The sequence below is a fragment of the Terrilactibacillus tamarindi genome (assembly GCF_009718825.1).
GTDB classification, from domain to species: Bacteria; Bacillota; Bacilli; order Bacillales; family Sporolactobacillaceae; genus Terrilactibacillus; species Terrilactibacillus tamarindi.
The window spans coordinates 70,528-87,027 of the sequence record NZ_WNHB01000004.1 but is presented as its reverse complement, the minus strand read 5'-3'; the positions used below and the strand labels follow the sequence as shown (position 1 = coordinate 87,027).

Sequence of the window (16,500 nt, the reverse complement as noted above, 5' to 3'; positions counted from 1 at the left end):
AGCTCCAGCCAAAGAAGGTCTGGAGCTTTAAGCTTTTTATTTTATCGTTAGATTGTCCAACGTAACGTATCTCTTAGATGGTCGTCATCCAGTGTACATTGATATGAATAGATATGATCATGTCCCACAGAACGTTTGGTAAGGAGTTGTTGACTCACACACGGTCGCATAGTCAGTTTGTTCAGTAGAGTAAGCGTAAGGGTTTGAAAGAACATCCAAAAGCCGTTGCATGACGCTATAATCTCCTCGTTCCACTGCGGCAGCTAATGCCTCTTCCACCCGATGGTTCCGCGGAATTATCGCCGGATTGCTCTTCTGCATCAACCGAGTAGCGGATGCTTTCGCTTCCTGCTGTCTTACTAATCTGGTCTCCCAGCTTTTTTGCCAATCCTTGAACTCGGTAGTTCCAAATAAGACTGAATCTTCCAGTGTATTCAACGTTAATGCTCGGAACGTATTCGTATAGTCCGCCCCATATTTCAACATCATACTGAGGAGGTCGTCAATAAGAGCCTCATCCTGTTCCTCTTCGCTGTATAACCCAAGTTTTGCTCTCATTCCTCTGAGCCAATTTGATTTATAAAGTTCAATAAAATGAGAAATTTCCTCCTGCGCCTTTTCGACAGCCTTGTCTTGATTATCATCGATAAGTGGCAATAAGGTTTCAGCAAATCGTGCGAGGTTCCACCCCGCCATATGCGGCTGATTGCCATAGGCATAGCGACCACGACGGTCAATGGAGCTAAATACTGTATTCGGATCATAGGCATCCATGAAAGCACAGGGCCCATAGTCGATGGTTTCTCCACTAATCGTCATGTTGTCAGTATTCATCACCCCATGAATAAAACCAACCAGCTGCCATTTAGCAATAAGTTTCGCTTGCCGCTCGATCACTTTTTGAAGGAGTGTGAGATACCGTTTCTCATCATTCGCAATGTGTGGATAATGCCGGTTTAGCGTGTAGTCAGCTAAAATCCGAAGTTCCTCTTCCGTTCCCCATTCCGCCACGTATTCAAAAGTTCCGACGCGCAGATGACTGGCAGCCACACGAGTGAGAATAGCACCTGGCAAGTCCGTTTCTCTGATAATTGACTCTCCCGTAGTTACCACCGCTAAACTACGAGTGGTCGGAATACCTAGTGCATGCATAGCTTCACTGATGATATACTCGCGCAGCATGGGTCCAAGCGCTGCCCGGCCATCACCACCTCGAGAGTATGGCGTTCTCCCTGAACCCTTTAGTTGAATATCAAACCTCTCATCTTGGGGTGTAATCTGCTCACCTAATAGCACCGCGCGTCCGTCCCCTAACATCGTAAAATGTCCGAATTGGTGCCCTGCATAAGCTTGTGCAAGAGGCGCAGCACCTTCAGGAATATCATTCCCAGCAAAAATAGCCGCCCCATTTTCACTTTGCAGTTCCTGAATGCTCAAACCCAAGGAAGTTGCAACAGAGTGATTAAGGATGACCAACTTCGGTGACTGTACGGGAGTTGGATTGGTACTGGAAAAAAACGAACTCGGCAAACGGCTGTAGCTGTTGTCAAAGTTCCATCCTGCTTCGTTACGCTTTGTCATAGTTATCTCCTTTACATTTTTTGTATAGTATTATTTCTAAATGAAAATCAAAAATTATAATGTTGTTCTGAATGATCTACAATCTAGCCTCTTCTAATTCTGCCAATTTTATTATCCGTTTATTAAATGTATATTTAACCTAGAGGTAATATGTAAAATTATACCTATAGGTTAGAAAATGATTTAACTACTGTAAAAATCCTCGGTCAAGACTTAAAAGTGGTAAGAGAGTGAAAAATTAAGTTAAAATAAAAGTGAATGGTAATATTAGTCGATCTTTTGTTTTTCATCCAAATTCATTTATACCAAAAAATCTCCCTATTTGAGAATAAGAACAATTGATGTTCATCTTTTGAATACCATATATAAAATAAATTAAACTGGCAGAAATCCTACGCTATACTTAACTCTAGCATTAATCGGCATTGTAAAAATTAATACAAGATATACATTTTTCTTGACAAATAAAAACTATTATTTAATAATTAATATGTAATTATAATAATTATAAATAATAAAGCTTAGTGCTTTGTTATTTTAAATATATTTTAGGAGGAAGATACATTATGTCAATTATCGGAAGTGAAGTAAAACCATTCAGCGCAAAAGCTTACAAAAACGGTGAGTTTATCGATGTTACTGAACAAACATTAAAAGGTCAATGGAGTGTTGTTTGTTTCTATCCAGCCGACTTTTCATTCGTATGTCCAACAGAACTTGAAGACTTACAAAATGAATACCCAACTTTGAAAAAATTAGGCGTTGAAGTTTATTCAGTATCAACCGATACTCATTTCGTTCATAAAGGATGGCACGATGCTTCAGAAAAAATTAAAAAAATCACCTACGCTATGATTGGCGATCCTTCCCAAACCATCAGCCGTAACTTTGACGTTTTAAACGAAGAAGCAGGTCTTGCTGACCGTGGTACATTCATCATCGATCCAGATGGTATTGTTCAAGCTGCTGAAATAAACGCAGATGGCATCGGCCGTGATGCAAGTACACTTGTTAACAAAATTAAAGCTGCTCAATACGTTCGTAACAATCCAGGCGAAGTATGCCCAGCTAAATGGCAAGAAGGTTCTGAAACACTTAAACCAAGTCTTGATCTCGTAGGTAAAATCTGAGGGGTGCGATAAATGGTACTTGAAGCCGATATTAAAAACCAATTGAATCAATATTTGCAATTACTTGAGAATGATATTGTTCTCAAAGTAAGCGCAGGATCTGATAAAGTTTCAACAGACATGCTAGCTCTTACTGAAGAGCTAGCTTCTATGTCACCTAAAATTACGGTAGAGGATGCAACATTAAACAGAACGCCAAGCTTTAGTGTCAATCGTACAGGTGAAGACACGGGCGTTACATTTGCTGGTGTTCCATTAGGTCATGAATTCACTTCACTCGTGCTCGCTCTATTGCAAGTCAGCGGAAGAGCACCGAAAGTGGATCAGAACCTCATTGATCAAATTAAAGGAATTAGCGGCGAATATCACTTTGAAACATACGTGAGCTTAACGTGCCATAACTGTCCTGATGTTGTTCAAGCTCTTAACGTCATGAGTGTTCTCAATCCAAATATTACGCACACCATGATTGATGGTGCCGCATTCAAAGAAGAAGCAGAAAGTAAGAATGTTATGGCCGTTCCATCTGTTTTCTTAAATGGTGAATTTTTCAATGGCGGACGTATCTCGCTTGAAGAAATTCTGGCTAAAATGGGCAGTGGATCAGATTCATCTGAACTCTCTGATAAAGACCCATACGATGTTCTCGTTGTTGGTGGTGGTCCATCTGGCGCAAGTGCAGCCATCTATGCCGCACGGAAAGGCATTCGCACAGGGATTGTTGCTGAACGCTTTGGCGGACAGATCCTTGATACATTAAGCATTGAAAACTTTATCAGTGTAAAAGCCACTGAAGGTCCAAAGCTCGCTGCAAGCCTTGAAGAACACGTCAAAGACTACGACATCGATATCATGAATTTGCAACGTGCTGCCGGCATTAAGAAGAAAGATCTCTTTGAAGTTGAACTTGAAAACGGCGCTGTACTCAAAAGTAAAAGCGTGATCGTCTCAACAGGTGCTCGCTGGCGCAATGTAGGCGTTCCTGGTGAACAAGAGTTCAAAAATAAAGGGGTTGCCTACTGCCCGCACTGTGACGGTCCATTATTTGAAGGCAAAGACGTTGCTGTTATTGGCGGCGGTAACTCAGGGATTGAAGCAGCGATTGACCTTGCTGGTATCGTCAAACACGTCACTGTGCTTGAATTTATGCCAGAACTCAAAGCTGACGATGTCTTGCAAAAACGTTTATACAGCCTGCCTAACGTGACTGTATTGAAAAATGTTCAAACGAAAGAAATCACTGGTATAGACAAAGTCAATGGTATTAGCTACGTTGACCGTGCAACCGGTGAAGAAGGCCACATCGAATTGCAAGGTGTATTTGTTCAAATCGGCCTTGTACCAAACACCGAATGGCTCGGCGATACGGTAGAACGTGAACGCGGTGAAATCGTTGTTGATAAACGCGGGGCAACGAACGTCCCTGGATTATTTGCTGCAGGTGACTGTACAAATAGTCCATATAAACAAATTATTATTTCAATGGGTTCCGGAGCTACCGCTGCACTAGGTGCATTTGATTATCTCATACGGAATTAAAAAGGGGCTGTTTGACAGCCCCTTTTTTGGTGCTTTTGGGTGCCTGTTTTTTTTGGTGCCTGTGCCTGTCTGGTGCCTGTCACCACCCGAATTGTGTCGAAATTTGGCGTAAATCAAAAGTACTCGCTCTACCCGATCATCACTTCAATCAGTAGAGGTTTTCTTCATCCACCACTGATTGAAAAACCTGAACCAATCGCCTTTTTTATGGTAGTTATCCCCTACCTAGGGATACTCATTTACACTCATAATATGAGGTTGGGGACAATACTCGCCGTTAATGCGGGATAAATGGCTTAATTGTTTACCTTAGACACAGCCACTTCATCATTAGACCATTGTACTTCGCTTAATCCCAGCGTCTGGGTTGTTGACGTATGAATGGCTTGGAAAAGCTCTGGGTTTTCCGTAAGCGACAGGCGATAAGAAGGAATCATTTCTTTTATTTTCGGTTCCCACGCTTTCATATGTTCGGGGAAGCATTTTTCCAATACTTCCAGCATCACGTGAACAGCAGTCGATGCCCCTGGTGAAGCACCAAGCAAGGCAGCGATCGAGCCATCCTCGCTACTGATCACTTCCGTACCAAATTGAAGGGTTCCTTTCCCGCCAGCTTCAGTGTCTTTGATCACTTGCACCCGTTGTCCCGCGACTACCATTTCCCAATCCTCACTCTTGGCGTTCGGAATAAACTCGCGCAAAGCTTCCATGCGCTTTTCATTCGATAACAATACTTGCTCGATCAGGTATTTAGTCAATGCCATCTCTTTGACACCTGCTGCGAGCATCGTGAGAAGATTATTCGGTTTAATCGAGCCTAACAAATCTAAATTCGAACCCGTTTTTAAGAACTTAGGTGAAAAGCCGGCAAATGGCCCAAACAACAAGGTTTGTTTGCCTTCGATGTATCTCGTATCGAGATGTGGAACAGACATAGGGGGAGCGCCAACCTTGGCTTTGCCGTACACTTTGGCATGATGCTGCCCTGCAACTTCCGGATTGTGACAGGCCATAAATAGTCCGCTTACCGGGAACCCGCCAATATGTTTTGACTCAGGAATGCCTGTTTTTTGAAGTAAAGGAAGACTTCCGCCCCCACCCCCGATAAAGACGAATTTTGCCGTATGGGTCTCGATGTGACCGCTGTCGATATTAAGCACTTTCACTTTCCACAAGCCGCCCGTCGTACGTTTTATATCTTTAACCTTGTGGTTGTAGTTTACCTCAATGCTTTGTTGCTTTAATTGGTTAAATAAAAGGCGTGTTAAAGCCCCAAAATTGACATCCGTACCCGATTCAATTCTTGTTGCCGCTATCGGTTCATTCGATGTACGACCTTCCATGATCAGCGGAATCCATTCCTTCAGCTTCTCAGGTCTATCTGAAAACTCCATCCCTTCAAACAGAGGATTGTTTGACAACGCTTCGAAACGCTTTTTCAAAAACGAGACATTTTTCTCCCCTTGGACAAAACTCATATGAGGAATTGGCTTGATAAAGTCCCCTGGTTGACGAATCTGATGACTATTTACAAGATAAGACCAATACTGCCTCGAAAGCTGAAACTGTTCATTAATTTTAATCGCTTTACGAATATCGATCGATCCATCTTCTTTTTCAGGTGTATAGTTAAGCTCACATAAGGCCGAATGCCCCGTGCCCGCATTATTCCATTCATTAGAACTTTCTTCTCCTGCATTTGCAAGTTTCTCAAATACTTTGATTTCCCATTCAGGTGCTAACTGTTTCAATAATGATCCCAAAGTCGCACTCATGACCCCAGCACCAATTAAAATAACGTCTGTGCTTTTCTGATTATCGCTCATATATTCTTCCTTATCCCCCTATATTTATAAAAAAGATGAATAATCACCTTTTTCTCGCTCAATGTATTATAAGTCTATTATAAAGATGTATGGATTAAAATATCTAGTATTATCTGAGAATTTGAGATTATTTGGGGTTGGTAAAAGGTGGGAAGTTGAGTTAGAAAAGGCTTAAAAACAGTATATCCGTGCAACTAAATTTGAGTTACTACTGTATAAAACAAATAAGTAGCAGTATACTAAATGTCAAATTAATGTATTTATAATCATTCATCAAGGACATATTGGGCTCCTCTTCCATGTCCAATTACTTTGACTCCTTGTATACCATGGATTAATGCATTGACCTGTTGACGATCCAACCCTGTCACATTAGAAGAATAATCCTCCACCTGCTGTAGCAATACAAGTTGAACTAACACTTAACGTATAATCATCTTTATTAGGGCCCCGGCACTTCGACAATATTCAACAAACTTCGGGTGGTGACAGGCACGCGGAGATTAGTTCTATTTAAATTTCATTAAAGTCTACTTTAACTTAAATGAAACTTAGCAAAAACTTAATCAGTTTCATTAGAAAAAACTAACATCTATTTGTTTTAGCTTCATTAAAAGGAAACACCAATAAAAATTCAAGATTAAGTAAATAATTTTTATTTTTCTATTCGAATTGGAAAAAGTTCAAGCTAAAATGTTTTTACCTTTAATTGAAAGGAGGGAATAATTAAAATGGAGATAGACATCGACAAAGCAACTTTACAAGATATCATTTCATTAATTGAAGGTGGAACTACAGAACAAGAAATCTGTAACTCGAAAGGCTACAAAGCTGCTTCTACTGTTTCTAATAGATTAAAAGCCGTTGGCGCCACCTGTGATATTAACGGCGAATGGAACTTCACCAAAATTGATCCAAGTATCCTAACTAAGCAATTTTGGACAATATCTTACTCAAAAGATAGATCAAAAACCACCGTTGATAGTTTAGATTTGAATGAACAGGAAATAACCACCCTAAAGAAAATTGTGGAGGAATATATAAAAGGGAATTATGAAAGGGAGACTGCAACCCTAAAATACGAATTGTTTGGAAAACTTCTTTTTGAACATGCTGCTTATAGGAATACAGATTCCTTAACAAAACAGCTGAACGTTCCGGTCCAAGAGCATGTAATGCAGCGACTAGACGACTTTGCTAACACTAGTGGACTTGAGAAGAAATTCATTGTTAACAAAGCAATTGAGACATTTTTAGATTTATATGATGGCAATTTCCAATAATAAACTTACAGTGCAAAGAGGCATATAAAAGTTAAATCAAGCATGCTTTTCAAGCAACAAATAGGATAACTATGCACGTTGAAGTATATCCGTTAAAGGGGTCCGTTCAACGAGTATACTATCTCTTTCTCTAATACCAGTAATATCAATGGTTTATGTGCCCTATGGACAATCCTTTTAAATGCCGACTATATAGAAAAAGAAAGACCTTTTTGATATAAATTAAACCTACACAAATTAATCGCATCCAATAACCTTTACTAGATTGTTACTAGGATGCTCCTGATTTATAGTCGGGAAATATAGTCAGGATATAATTTAAGGGAGGACAGCTCATGGACTTCAACAAAATAATACTATACGCTAACATCCTAGGTATCTGTTTTACTGTGGCTCTGACATATACAATTGTTGTTAACATTTTCGTTGGCCTCCCTGTTCAGCCTGTTGCTGTTGCTATGCTTGCAATTGGATATGTTGTCATGATAAAAAGAAATACACTATTTCAAGAACTTTGGGATAGGTGGTTCTCCGGCAGAAGAAAGTAAAACACTTTTTAACTTCCTTTAAGTGACATGTCATTTTAATTAAACCATTCATAAAATCGTCGTTACGTGTAATTTATATAAATTTAAAACGGAATAAGGGAAAGCCCCATTGCTGAGTTTAAACAAACGTACTATTGCGTTTAAACGTCATTATGGGGCTTTTATTTTTGATTAAAATATATTGGAGGAATCTATGTGATATTAAATAAAAAGGATTATGATGCGCTTTACGAAGAGCTAATGCTAATTAATGAAGAGAATTATCAAGGAAAATTTTATGTAACAAATGTTAAGGATCTAGAAGAGCAAGCGTTGCAATTTTTAATCGATGAAAATTACATTGATGAGAAGGACAAAGATATTGATGAGAACCTTTCCTTGAAAATATCTTGGAAAGGGGAAGGCATGTACTGTTTTTCTGGGCTTGGATTCATTCATGAATATACACTTAAAAATGTTATCGATCTTTTCGAGACTGAAACTGAGGTAAGCCACAAAATCTTTTTAGGTGACCATATTGAAATTGAGAAGGCAAAGAGTAAATTCACAAATGTATATGTCGAATGGAATATAGATATCTTCAGTCAAACCTTCTCTATCAAAGAAATTATTGAAGATAAAAAAGCCATCAATAATTCAAGATCCCTTAGCAATAAAGAAAACAGTCCACGAAAAAATTGTGAATTAGAAAGCATAAAGGAAATGGATAATGACATCTTTTATGAGTTTTTAAAGCAGTATAACAAACACTTGCTAACTTCATAGAGGACGAATAACCCGATGGCACATTTTCCTCTAGAGAGTGTGCCTTTATCTTTTGTAAATAAAAAAGGAGAATAGGAATTTGAAAGTATATTATTATTTATCTAAATCGAAAAAACGGCGTATTCAATTAGAAAGCATAGATATATACGCACTTCTTTTCTTGAACGAACAGGGCATATTATCACAACCTCAGTTTTATGAGTTTTACTCTCTCTTAAAACATATAAGCGATGCTGCTTTTCGTAGAAAAATGAGCCGTTGGGACAATGCTAACATTGTAGAAAAAAGTAAAGAAAAAATGCAAAATGGATATGAAATGGCAATTATCAACTTAACACCTGCAGGCCAAACAATTCTTAAAAAACTCGGCTACTTGGGTATGGAAGAAAAACTGAAATATCAAGCAAAAAGCAACTTAGATCATACCCTCGCTATTAAACAATCTGTTATAGAAGTTTTAAAATGCGTTAGTCAAAAAGAGCCTTTTTATATTGCTGATGGAGGAAAATATGTTATTCCGTTCAGAGAAGATAAGGATGAAGAGTTAGAAGAACCTATCATTATCTTTAAGAAGCAAAACTTCGGTAATGATTTTATTCCTCCATTAAAATCGTTATCACAGTACAAGGCTACATTCATCGACAGACACAAAGAATTAGATGTGCTGCAATCTTTTGTCCCACAGGAATTCACCCTTATTAATAAGCAACTTGGTGATAAGACTGGATTAATACCAGATTGGATATTCAAAATTAGGGACACATACCTCTACATCGAAGTGGATAGTGGAAATGAAAAAATAAAAACTAAACGTGATCATACCAATACGATAATCGAAAAGCATGATGTTAGATCTATCGAAGGAAAACTGTACCGATATGAAGAGTTGGCTAAGAACGAGAGAGAGCATAACCACAAAGTCATCTTCGCTTTAATGGATGATAGTGATGTGGTAATAACCAAGAACATCCATAGCAACAAAGACATTCGTATTGCCAACTTAAAACATGAAATTGCTCATATGAACGACTACAAAGACTGGAAAATTGAGGTTTATGTTACCGGTATGAAAAGATTTTACACAGTTGTTGAAGCAGTATATCTAGAACTGATCAATAACATAAAATCATATTCCTATGAAGTTTACAAAAAAACATTTATCACTTTAATTAAGGCAGGGTTGAAACCGAATTGGAAAAATTTGAAGTTTATGGTTGTCGATAAACACTTTTATCCAACTCTTGGCATATCGACAAACAGTCTAAACTTTATTCCAGATTTTTTGTTTAGATACTATCAGGATACAGAAGATAAATACGAACAATACTTTATTCCTCTATTTATTAGAGAAGGAAACGTAAAAGACATGGAGAGGTTGGCATATTATGCAGTTCCTACAGCCAATGGTCGGTTCAAATACAATGCAAAGATCTTGGCATTGTATAAAAGAAAAGAAGAACTATTTAATGATGTCATTAGGAAAACAAAGAAAGTAAACACCAATAAGATAACGAGAGAAATAGTTGATAATAACGGAATGGATATAGACAATATAGTATTCGCTGCTATAGATGAAATATCCAACAGTAAACTGCTTCTTTACAATGCTAATAAGAAGCAAATCGATAAAAGCCAGTTATTCTAGTCTTATGAATAACTGGCTTTTGTATATACTTCTTCCTAAAAAGTTCTCCATTTTGGTGTACTCTCTTGCCTTGTAAACACCTCGCTGGCTGGTAGTAGTTGAACGGTTTTTTATCCATGAAGTACTCTTTTTGTACATTTTCTCTTAAAAAGTTCTCCATTTCGGTGTACTCTCTTACCTTATAAACATCCGGCTGATAGCATTTATAATAGGTTTTTTCCTTAAGATCTCTCTTATCAGCGCATTTTATCTTAAAAAGTTCTCCATTTTGGTGTACTCTCTTTACCTTATGTACATCCGCTGTTAGCAATTATTATGGATTTCCCCCCAAACATATGTATTATCAGCGCATTCATCTTAAAAAGTTCTCCATTTTAGTGTACTCTCTTTACCTTGTGCATTTCGTTAAAAGGTTTTATTGCTAACAGACAATTTATGTAACTGAATAAAATAAGAGTGCGATAATATCTATTTTCGCACTCCAATTTCTCTAACTAATTTTCCTAATATACCTTATATTAAAGGCCTGTACAATTTTTAATTTCTACTTGTGTATAAGCAGCTTCTTTCCTTCCTCTTACGATCAAGGTTCCAGTATATAAAGTATAATGTTCAACTTTCCTAAAAATTTCTTCATATGAAGAGATATTTTCAAATTCACAAGACTCTGCAAGAATGGTCGCACCATTACTATTTCCACCAATAAAGTAGTTAGAAAGTCCCCAATCACTACCCTCTAAATTAATGTTTTTAAATATACAATCCTTGAATAGACTATTTTTTCCAACCTCTATTGGTATTGAAACTGAATAATTATAATGATGTAGATATGGTACTGTCTTTTTTAAGTTCCAATTAGTAAATATACAATGTTCCATTGTTACTTGCTCACGAGTTTGAAGAATCATAAAACCCTCATTAACTGTAGTGTTCCTCATGTAAAATGGTCGTACTGCATTACTTAACAATCCTTTACAATTTTCTAATCTACAGTCGATAAACTTCACAGCATACTTTTCATCAAAACCCTCACCTGTAAAAATATCAACACAATTTTCAAAATAACTATCTGTTATTAAAATTTCTTTAGCACCACCATTATCATAAATGGCCCCATTACAGTTTATGAAACTTGAATCAGTAATCTCAATCAAATCAATCGAATCCATATCATTTGGATTAAAATTAAAAAAGGTAATTAAACTTGGAATATCAAAAACTCCATATTGAAAGTTAGAAAACTGACAATTTCTAACCACTAGGTTCGGTGCTGAGAATGCACATTGACGATTTTCATAAAATTCTCCGTTACCATCATTCGATGAAATAAAATCACAATCTGTCAATCGTAAGATGTTTCTCTTCATGTCTGAAGTCACCTGAATTCCAAGATTATTACTTGCACAATGGCTAAATTCTATTACGGTATCCTCAGTTGTATGACTAATTAATCGATGACAGTCTACTAATTCAGTACTCTGAATTAATAATTTGGAGTTTTTCGCCGTAAAAAACTGTTTATCGTCAAGCCCAAAATAGTCAATGACGCATCCTGAAATAATGACCCCCGCATCATCTGATAAAATGGCTGTATCCAAGGTCTTTTTTGTTTTAATTGTACAATTATTAATTACCAATTTACCGCCTTTATTGACCGTTATGCATTCTTCAAAAAAGAGATTAAGATTTTCAAAGGTTTTAGCTTCGTTCGTATTAACTACCAAACCTTCTGAAATTTTAAGGTTTGGTAAATCAGAATAGTCCCTTTTTTCACTACCAAAAAAATCATTATTAGTATTTTGAACCGGCTCTTCTGGTACATATCCATAATTTTCAGCAATACCTTCTAAACCAGTTGCTTTATAGATTTTATCAATACAATCCTGAATTTCTCTTATTCCTTTTTTGTTAACACTAAAATATTCCATCACATCACTGTATTCATCCATATATCCATGACTAGCATTTTCAAGAAAAAGAAATTCCATAACAGTCTGAAGAATAGCCTTTTGGTCATTAAGATTTTCAATATTTTCAATGACCGATAAATCAATAGACGGTTGCCCACCTTTGACCTGAAGATGATTTTTTACTGACCTTAAAAACGCCTGCTGGTATTCTGTGACATAATCTGTCATACCCACTAACGTATATAAAATAGCCATTAAAAGCTCTTTTTCATCATCGCCTAATTTGGCGATATCAATTAATGTATTTAAATCATATAGACGTTTCTTTTCCATTGCATTTAATTCATCAATAATTTGATCAGTTGTAAAACTGAAGTCATTAAGCTTATTGTTGATAGATTGAGCTACTTCTTCAAAAGCCTGAGACTGTTCTTGGAATTTCTCTTCAAATGGTTTTGCTGCTGCTTCCATTCCTTTATAAAAATCTTTTCTTGACATAACTTCTCCACCTAACCCTCTAAATTAACTTTCACCCATAACAATATTGTAAAATTCCTGTTCTAAAAACTCTTGCTTGACCTCTTCAATAAATTTATGATCATTGACAAGGCGATAAATTGTTACCAGTATTCCACCAATATCCAAATAATTAAGTGATTTCTTCACCATTTCCGGATTTTCAGTAAATACCCCTATTCCAGAAGCTATAGCAACAGCAATAACATTACTTGTTGTTGCTAAAACATTGGAATAGCTCAATATTTTTCTAGTTTTCACCGAAAACATATTCCAGCTGCTATATTTACTTTCATCATAAAATAAGCCATGAATCATCGCCACTAATGAATTTATTAACACTGCATAACCAGCTTGATTCCCTACTTTCAAAGTATTTCCCATGTCTAAACCATAAGTAGCTAATTTACGAGCGAATTCCACTGATATTGGAGAAATTAAAGGCAAAGGTAGACTTGCTGTTGAATATAAATCAGATTTTAAGTGTAATGCTTCCTTTATCAATGAAGCGCCAATTATTTCTTTTCCCTTTTTCCCCTCGTCCATAAGTTTACTTTTGGAATAAGCAAAAACTTTAAGAGTGTCTGCATTACTATGAATCTTATCTCTTGCATCACCACGCGCTGTTTTCCCTGTTTTAATATGATATGATTTCGGGAGTCCTAAGCCCGCAACTGTCATTGTACTTGTTGCAATGTTCATTGTTCCAAATATCCACCCTAATATTGGATCATGGCCTAAAGTTTTAGCTCGATGAGTAAATCCACCACCTATTCCTAAATTAAAATCTTTACTGCCAAACATTGCATCAAACGGAACCGGATTTGTAAATATTTCTTCTAAACTTGGCTTATATAATTGGTGTGACCTGTTAGATTGCTCTTTTTCGTTACCCTTAATTTTTTTAGCGGCAGTTTTATCGTCAGTCCTTTGTGTGATAGTTCCTATTATGTATTGTCGTACACATTGAAGTGCAGTTGCAAAGAATAAAAATGTTATATCTATGCCATCTAATTTTGTAGCTTGTTCAAATTGTCGATCTAGATTAGTAATAATGATGTTTACATTCTTACTTATTTCGGCTACTCTTTTAGACTCTGTACCAAGCTTTTGAATGTTATTTGTTCTAATCTTTATATCTGATATGGCATCTTCCTTTTTCTTTTTTAATTCATCATATTTCCGCATAAAATCACCCTCTATATTCATCGAAAAATAAATTTAACCATGATACTACATATTACCATTTAATCACATACCTGAATTTGTATAATTACAGAATTGTGCCGTAGTCTTATCTAGTTAAAGAATCGAGCTATTAAGTACGTTTAAATACTTTGCCACTGAGGTTGTTTATGTTATTTAATAGAAAACAAGAGTGCAATAATGGTAATCTTCGCACTCTCATTATTCTTTCCTCTTTTAATTAAAGAAACAATATGTCGCACCAATATTTTATAACACAGTACATACAAAAAAACCTCCGATATAGGAGGTACAAAGTGTTATGGTTAAAGGTTTTTTAATTAATATCGATAGCGAACAATAAAATCAGGATCAATTTGGTATGCAAAGGAAACTATTTGACGATTTACATTCGGTACAGGAGAAACCAACTCACTAATTTCTTGGCCGTTTTCATCTACACCCTTAGTTAAGGAAGTATCAATCTGTGCACCAATTGGTGTTATGATTGTTAGTTGTACTCTTCCACCGTTCCCTGCAACAGTAAGACCATCAAAAGGTACACGGATGTTGAACTCATAATCTGTACCATTATTTATTGGATAAATTTTATAGTCGTACGATAACAGATACGTGTTTGGTGAACCTGAAATTGCTGTTAGAGGGGTCTTCTTTAACACTGCTCTCATCATATAACGAGCTGCGTCTTCGATTACCCCTTGTAAGTTTTCACCTTCAGCTTGTTCACGTATGTCCTCAGTTCCTTGCAAAATAGTCGAAGCCTTTTTAGGATTCATGTCAATCCCTGCAATTTTAAAGAAGTTTAATACTTCCGGTGGTACGGAACTTCCGTTAGGAACATACCAAGTTTCCTCAGCTGGGATAGGCTCGTCCATAACGAGTAATGTTTCCACATGAACAGTGTCATATAAATTGCCGTTATAACGGGATGTTCCGTTAATAACAACGCTAACATCTTGCAATCTAATATTCAAATCAAGCACCTCACTAAAAATAATGTGATTTGCTGGTTTGTTTATGCTATTATATAATTTAGGAAAAAGCACAAACCAGCTTTTTTAAGAGTGCGATTGCAGTCGCACTTTTTTATTACCATTAACCATAACATTTGTTATACATAACATAACATTTGTTATTAAACTTGTCAACATAAAATAACATATGTTATTTTCATTATAACAATTTAATAAAGAGAGGGAACATTATGTCTATAAAGGAGCGAATTATAAAGAAGAGGAAGGAATTAAATTTAAACCAAACTGAATTGGCCAAAAGAGCAGGATTACAACCTCCAGCAATTAGTCAGTACGAATCAGGAAATAGAAATCCTTCTTATGACGCTTTAGTAAAGCTTTCTCATGCCCTAAATGTAACTATTGATTATTTAGTTTCAGGAATTGAACAGGAAGAAAACATTACGGAACCTACTGAAAAAGTGCTTTTGAAAATTTTCCAAAATTCAACTCAACAAAAAAAACAAGAAATTCTAGAATATGCTTTCTTATCAGCTGGCTATCAAAATCAATTAAATTTCTTTTCAACAGAACCAAAACAGTACGCAAAACATGTGTTTAATGTAACTTTAAATGGAGAATTTCCAATTGATATTTATAAACTAGCTAAAAAGTTAAATCTAACTATCATAATAGGGAACCTAGAGAGCCAAGCAGAGGCACTCTTATTAAAAAATAATAATACGATAATTCTTGATCATAACCAGAAACATGAGGCTAGGATTAAAATGACCATTGCAACAATGATCGGTCACTATTTACTCCCTTGGCATTCTCAGGCAAGTTATTATTACAGAAAGCAAGGTAAATCTACACTATCAACAGACAATATTGATGAAATAGAGGCAAGTTCATTTGCAACAAATTTAATTACACCGCCTGAAATATTGGAAAAAGATCTAAATGAATTTTCCTCTGGAAACATAAGTTTGAAGAATTTAAAACATTTGGCTGATGAAAAGTATAAAGTATCATTAACTTCACTTTGCAATCGACTTGTGGAGTTCGATAAAGACCGGTTTGCCGTGGTAAACTCAAGCGAATTTGAAGTTAAGAAGGTTTTCTCTGGAAGCCTTGTTATTAAAGAAAAATACGAATTGAATCGAAATAGTAAAGCATATGAACTTCTATCAACCCCAAGCAAGGTGGAAGAATTAAGAGAAGGCAGAGTCCCTGCAAATATATGGATAAACGACTCAGAAAACGATGGTTTCTTATTCGAAAGCTCAATTTATAATCCCACTTATAAGTCAGTCTTAACTTTATTGACAAAGCTGTAAATGTTAGATAATACAAAATAAGTATTTTTGAATATAGTTTTTTAAATATGCGAGAACTTATGATGACTTGTATAACAAACCAGTCTTAGATTATAGTCTTGTACAATCTTTGAATATTTTTGACCAAATTTTAAGAATTCGCTTTGTGGATCCAATGCTCTTAAAGAATCAACATATCATTTCAATAGAGTCAAAATAAAAAAGGACAATCCCATTTTAAGTGATTGTCCTTTTTTACAAATTATTTCTTATAAAATT

Annotated in this window: 13 protein-coding genes; 7 read left to right on the top strand and 6 right to left on the bottom strand. The window is 36.1% G+C overall.

What is annotated here, in order from left to right; translation table 11 throughout:
* Window positions 1-117: 117 nt before the first annotated feature.
* Entirely contained in the window at window positions 118-1,581 is a 1,464-nt protein-coding gene (locus GMB86_RS03665; protein ID WP_155216917.1) for a protein adenylyltransferase SelO, read from the bottom strand.
* Between the two features lie 566 nt (window positions 1,582-2,147).
* Here GMB86_RS03665 and ahpC point away from each other — a divergent pair.
* Both ahpC and ahpF read left to right on the top strand, forming a co-directional pair.
* A complete protein-coding gene (gene ahpC / locus GMB86_RS03660) occupies window positions 2,148-2,711 on the top strand; it encodes an alkyl hydroperoxide reductase subunit C (protein WP_155216916.1) in 564 nt (187 codons plus the stop codon).
* Between the two features lie 12 nt (window positions 2,712-2,723).
* On the top strand, window positions 2,724-4,250 hold the full coding sequence (gene ahpF / locus GMB86_RS03655; RefSeq protein ID WP_155216914.1) for an alkyl hydroperoxide reductase subunit F: 1,527 nt from the start codon (window positions 2,724-2,726) through the stop codon (window positions 4,248-4,250).
* 296 nt (window positions 4,251-4,546) lie between these two features.
* Here the strand turns inward: ahpF and GMB86_RS03650 are convergent, their stop codons facing one another.
* Window positions 4,547-6,076, bottom strand: coding sequence for a malate:quinone oxidoreductase (locus tag GMB86_RS03650; RefSeq protein ID WP_155216912.1), 1,530 nt, complete (start codon window positions 6,074-6,076; stop codon window positions 4,547-4,549).
* A gap of 266 nt (window positions 6,077-6,342) precedes the next feature.
* On the bottom strand, window positions 6,343-6,498 hold the full coding sequence (locus tag GMB86_RS03645) for a hypothetical protein (protein WP_155216910.1): 156 nt from the start codon (window positions 6,496-6,498) through the stop codon (window positions 6,343-6,345).
* A gap of 309 nt (window positions 6,499-6,807) precedes the next feature.
* On the opposite strand from GMB86_RS03645, the gene GMB86_RS03640 reads away from it, so the two are divergent.
* The 4 genes from GMB86_RS03640 (at window position 6,808) to GMB86_RS03625 (ending at window position 10,317) form a co-directional block, all read left to right on the top strand.
* On the top strand, window positions 6,808-7,359 hold the full coding sequence (locus GMB86_RS03640; RefSeq protein ID WP_155216908.1) for a hypothetical protein: 552 nt from the start codon (window positions 6,808-6,810) through the stop codon (window positions 7,357-7,359).
* Between the two features lie 335 nt (window positions 7,360-7,694).
* On the top strand, window positions 7,695-7,907 hold the full coding sequence (locus GMB86_RS03635; protein ID WP_016201516.1) for a hypothetical protein: 213 nt from the start codon (window positions 7,695-7,697) through the stop codon (window positions 7,905-7,907).
* 195 nt (window positions 7,908-8,102) lie between these two features.
* On the top strand, window positions 8,103-8,672 hold the full coding sequence (locus GMB86_RS03630; protein WP_078989009.1) for a hypothetical protein: 570 nt from the start codon (window positions 8,103-8,105) through the stop codon (window positions 8,670-8,672).
* Window positions 8,673-8,751: 79 nt separating this feature from the next.
* Entirely contained in the window at window positions 8,752-10,317 is a 1,566-nt protein-coding gene (locus tag GMB86_RS03625) for a replication-relaxation family protein (RefSeq protein ID WP_155216906.1), read from the top strand.
* Window positions 10,318-10,835: 518 nt separating this feature from the next.
* Here the strand turns inward: GMB86_RS03625 and GMB86_RS03620 are convergent.
* The 3 genes from GMB86_RS03620 to GMB86_RS03610 all read right to left on the bottom strand — a co-directional run bounded on the left by GMB86_RS03620 (window position 10,836) and on the right by GMB86_RS03610 (window position 14,932).
* A complete protein-coding gene (locus tag GMB86_RS03620) occupies window positions 10,836-12,725 on the bottom strand; it encodes a hypothetical protein (RefSeq protein ID WP_155216904.1) in 1,890 nt (629 codons plus the stop codon).
* 24 nt (window positions 12,726-12,749) lie between these two features.
* The gene (locus GMB86_RS03615) at window positions 12,750-13,931 is read right to left on the bottom strand and encodes a hypothetical protein (RefSeq protein WP_078989005.1); all 1,182 of its coding nucleotides are present in this window, start codon (window positions 13,929-13,931) and stop codon (window positions 12,750-12,752) included.
* A gap of 338 nt (window positions 13,932-14,269) precedes the next feature.
* The gene (locus GMB86_RS03610) at window positions 14,270-14,932 is read right to left on the bottom strand and encodes a hypothetical protein (RefSeq protein ID WP_408033826.1); all 663 of its coding nucleotides are present in this window, start codon (window positions 14,930-14,932) and stop codon (window positions 14,270-14,272) included.
* 221 nt (window positions 14,933-15,153) lie between these two features.
* Here GMB86_RS03610 and GMB86_RS03605 point away from each other — a divergent pair, with 221 nt between their 5' ends.
* Window positions 15,154-16,242: a helix-turn-helix domain-containing protein gene (locus tag GMB86_RS03605; protein WP_078989004.1), complete on the top strand. Its 1,089-nt coding sequence runs from the start codon at window positions 15,154-15,156 to the stop codon at window positions 16,240-16,242.
* Window positions 16,243-16,500 lie beyond the last annotated feature (258 nt).

Bases quoted from the DNA above. Each gene is read 5' to 3' on its own strand.
- GMB86_RS03665 (WP_155216917.1), bottom strand. From the start codon at position 1,581: ATGACAAAGCGTAACGAAGCAGGATGGAACTTTGACAACAGCTACAGC.
- ahpC (WP_155216916.1), top strand. From the start codon at position 2,148: ATGTCAATTATCGGAAGTGAAGTAAAACCATTCAGCGCAAAAGCTTAC.
- ahpF (WP_155216914.1), top strand. From the start codon at position 2,724: ATGGTACTTGAAGCCGATATTAAAAACCAATTGAATCAATATTTGCAA.
- GMB86_RS03650 (WP_155216912.1), bottom strand. From the start codon at position 6,076: ATGAGCGATAATCAGAAAAGCACAGACGTTATTTTAATTGGTGCTGGG.
- GMB86_RS03640 (WP_155216908.1), top strand. From the start codon at position 6,808: ATGGAGATAGACATCGACAAAGCAACTTTACAAGATATCATTTCATTA.
- GMB86_RS03635 (WP_016201516.1), top strand. From the start codon at position 7,695: ATGGACTTCAACAAAATAATACTATACGCTAACATCCTAGGTATCTGT.
- GMB86_RS03620 (WP_155216904.1), bottom strand. From the start codon at position 12,725: ATGTCAAGAAAAGATTTTTATAAAGGAATGGAAGCAGCAGCAAAACCA.
- GMB86_RS03615 (WP_078989005.1), bottom strand. From the start codon at position 13,931: ATGCGGAAATATGATGAATTAAAAAAGAAAAAGGAAGATGCCATATCA.
- GMB86_RS03605 (WP_078989004.1), top strand. From the start codon at position 15,154: ATGTCTATAAAGGAGCGAATTATAAAGAAGAGGAAGGAATTAAATTTA.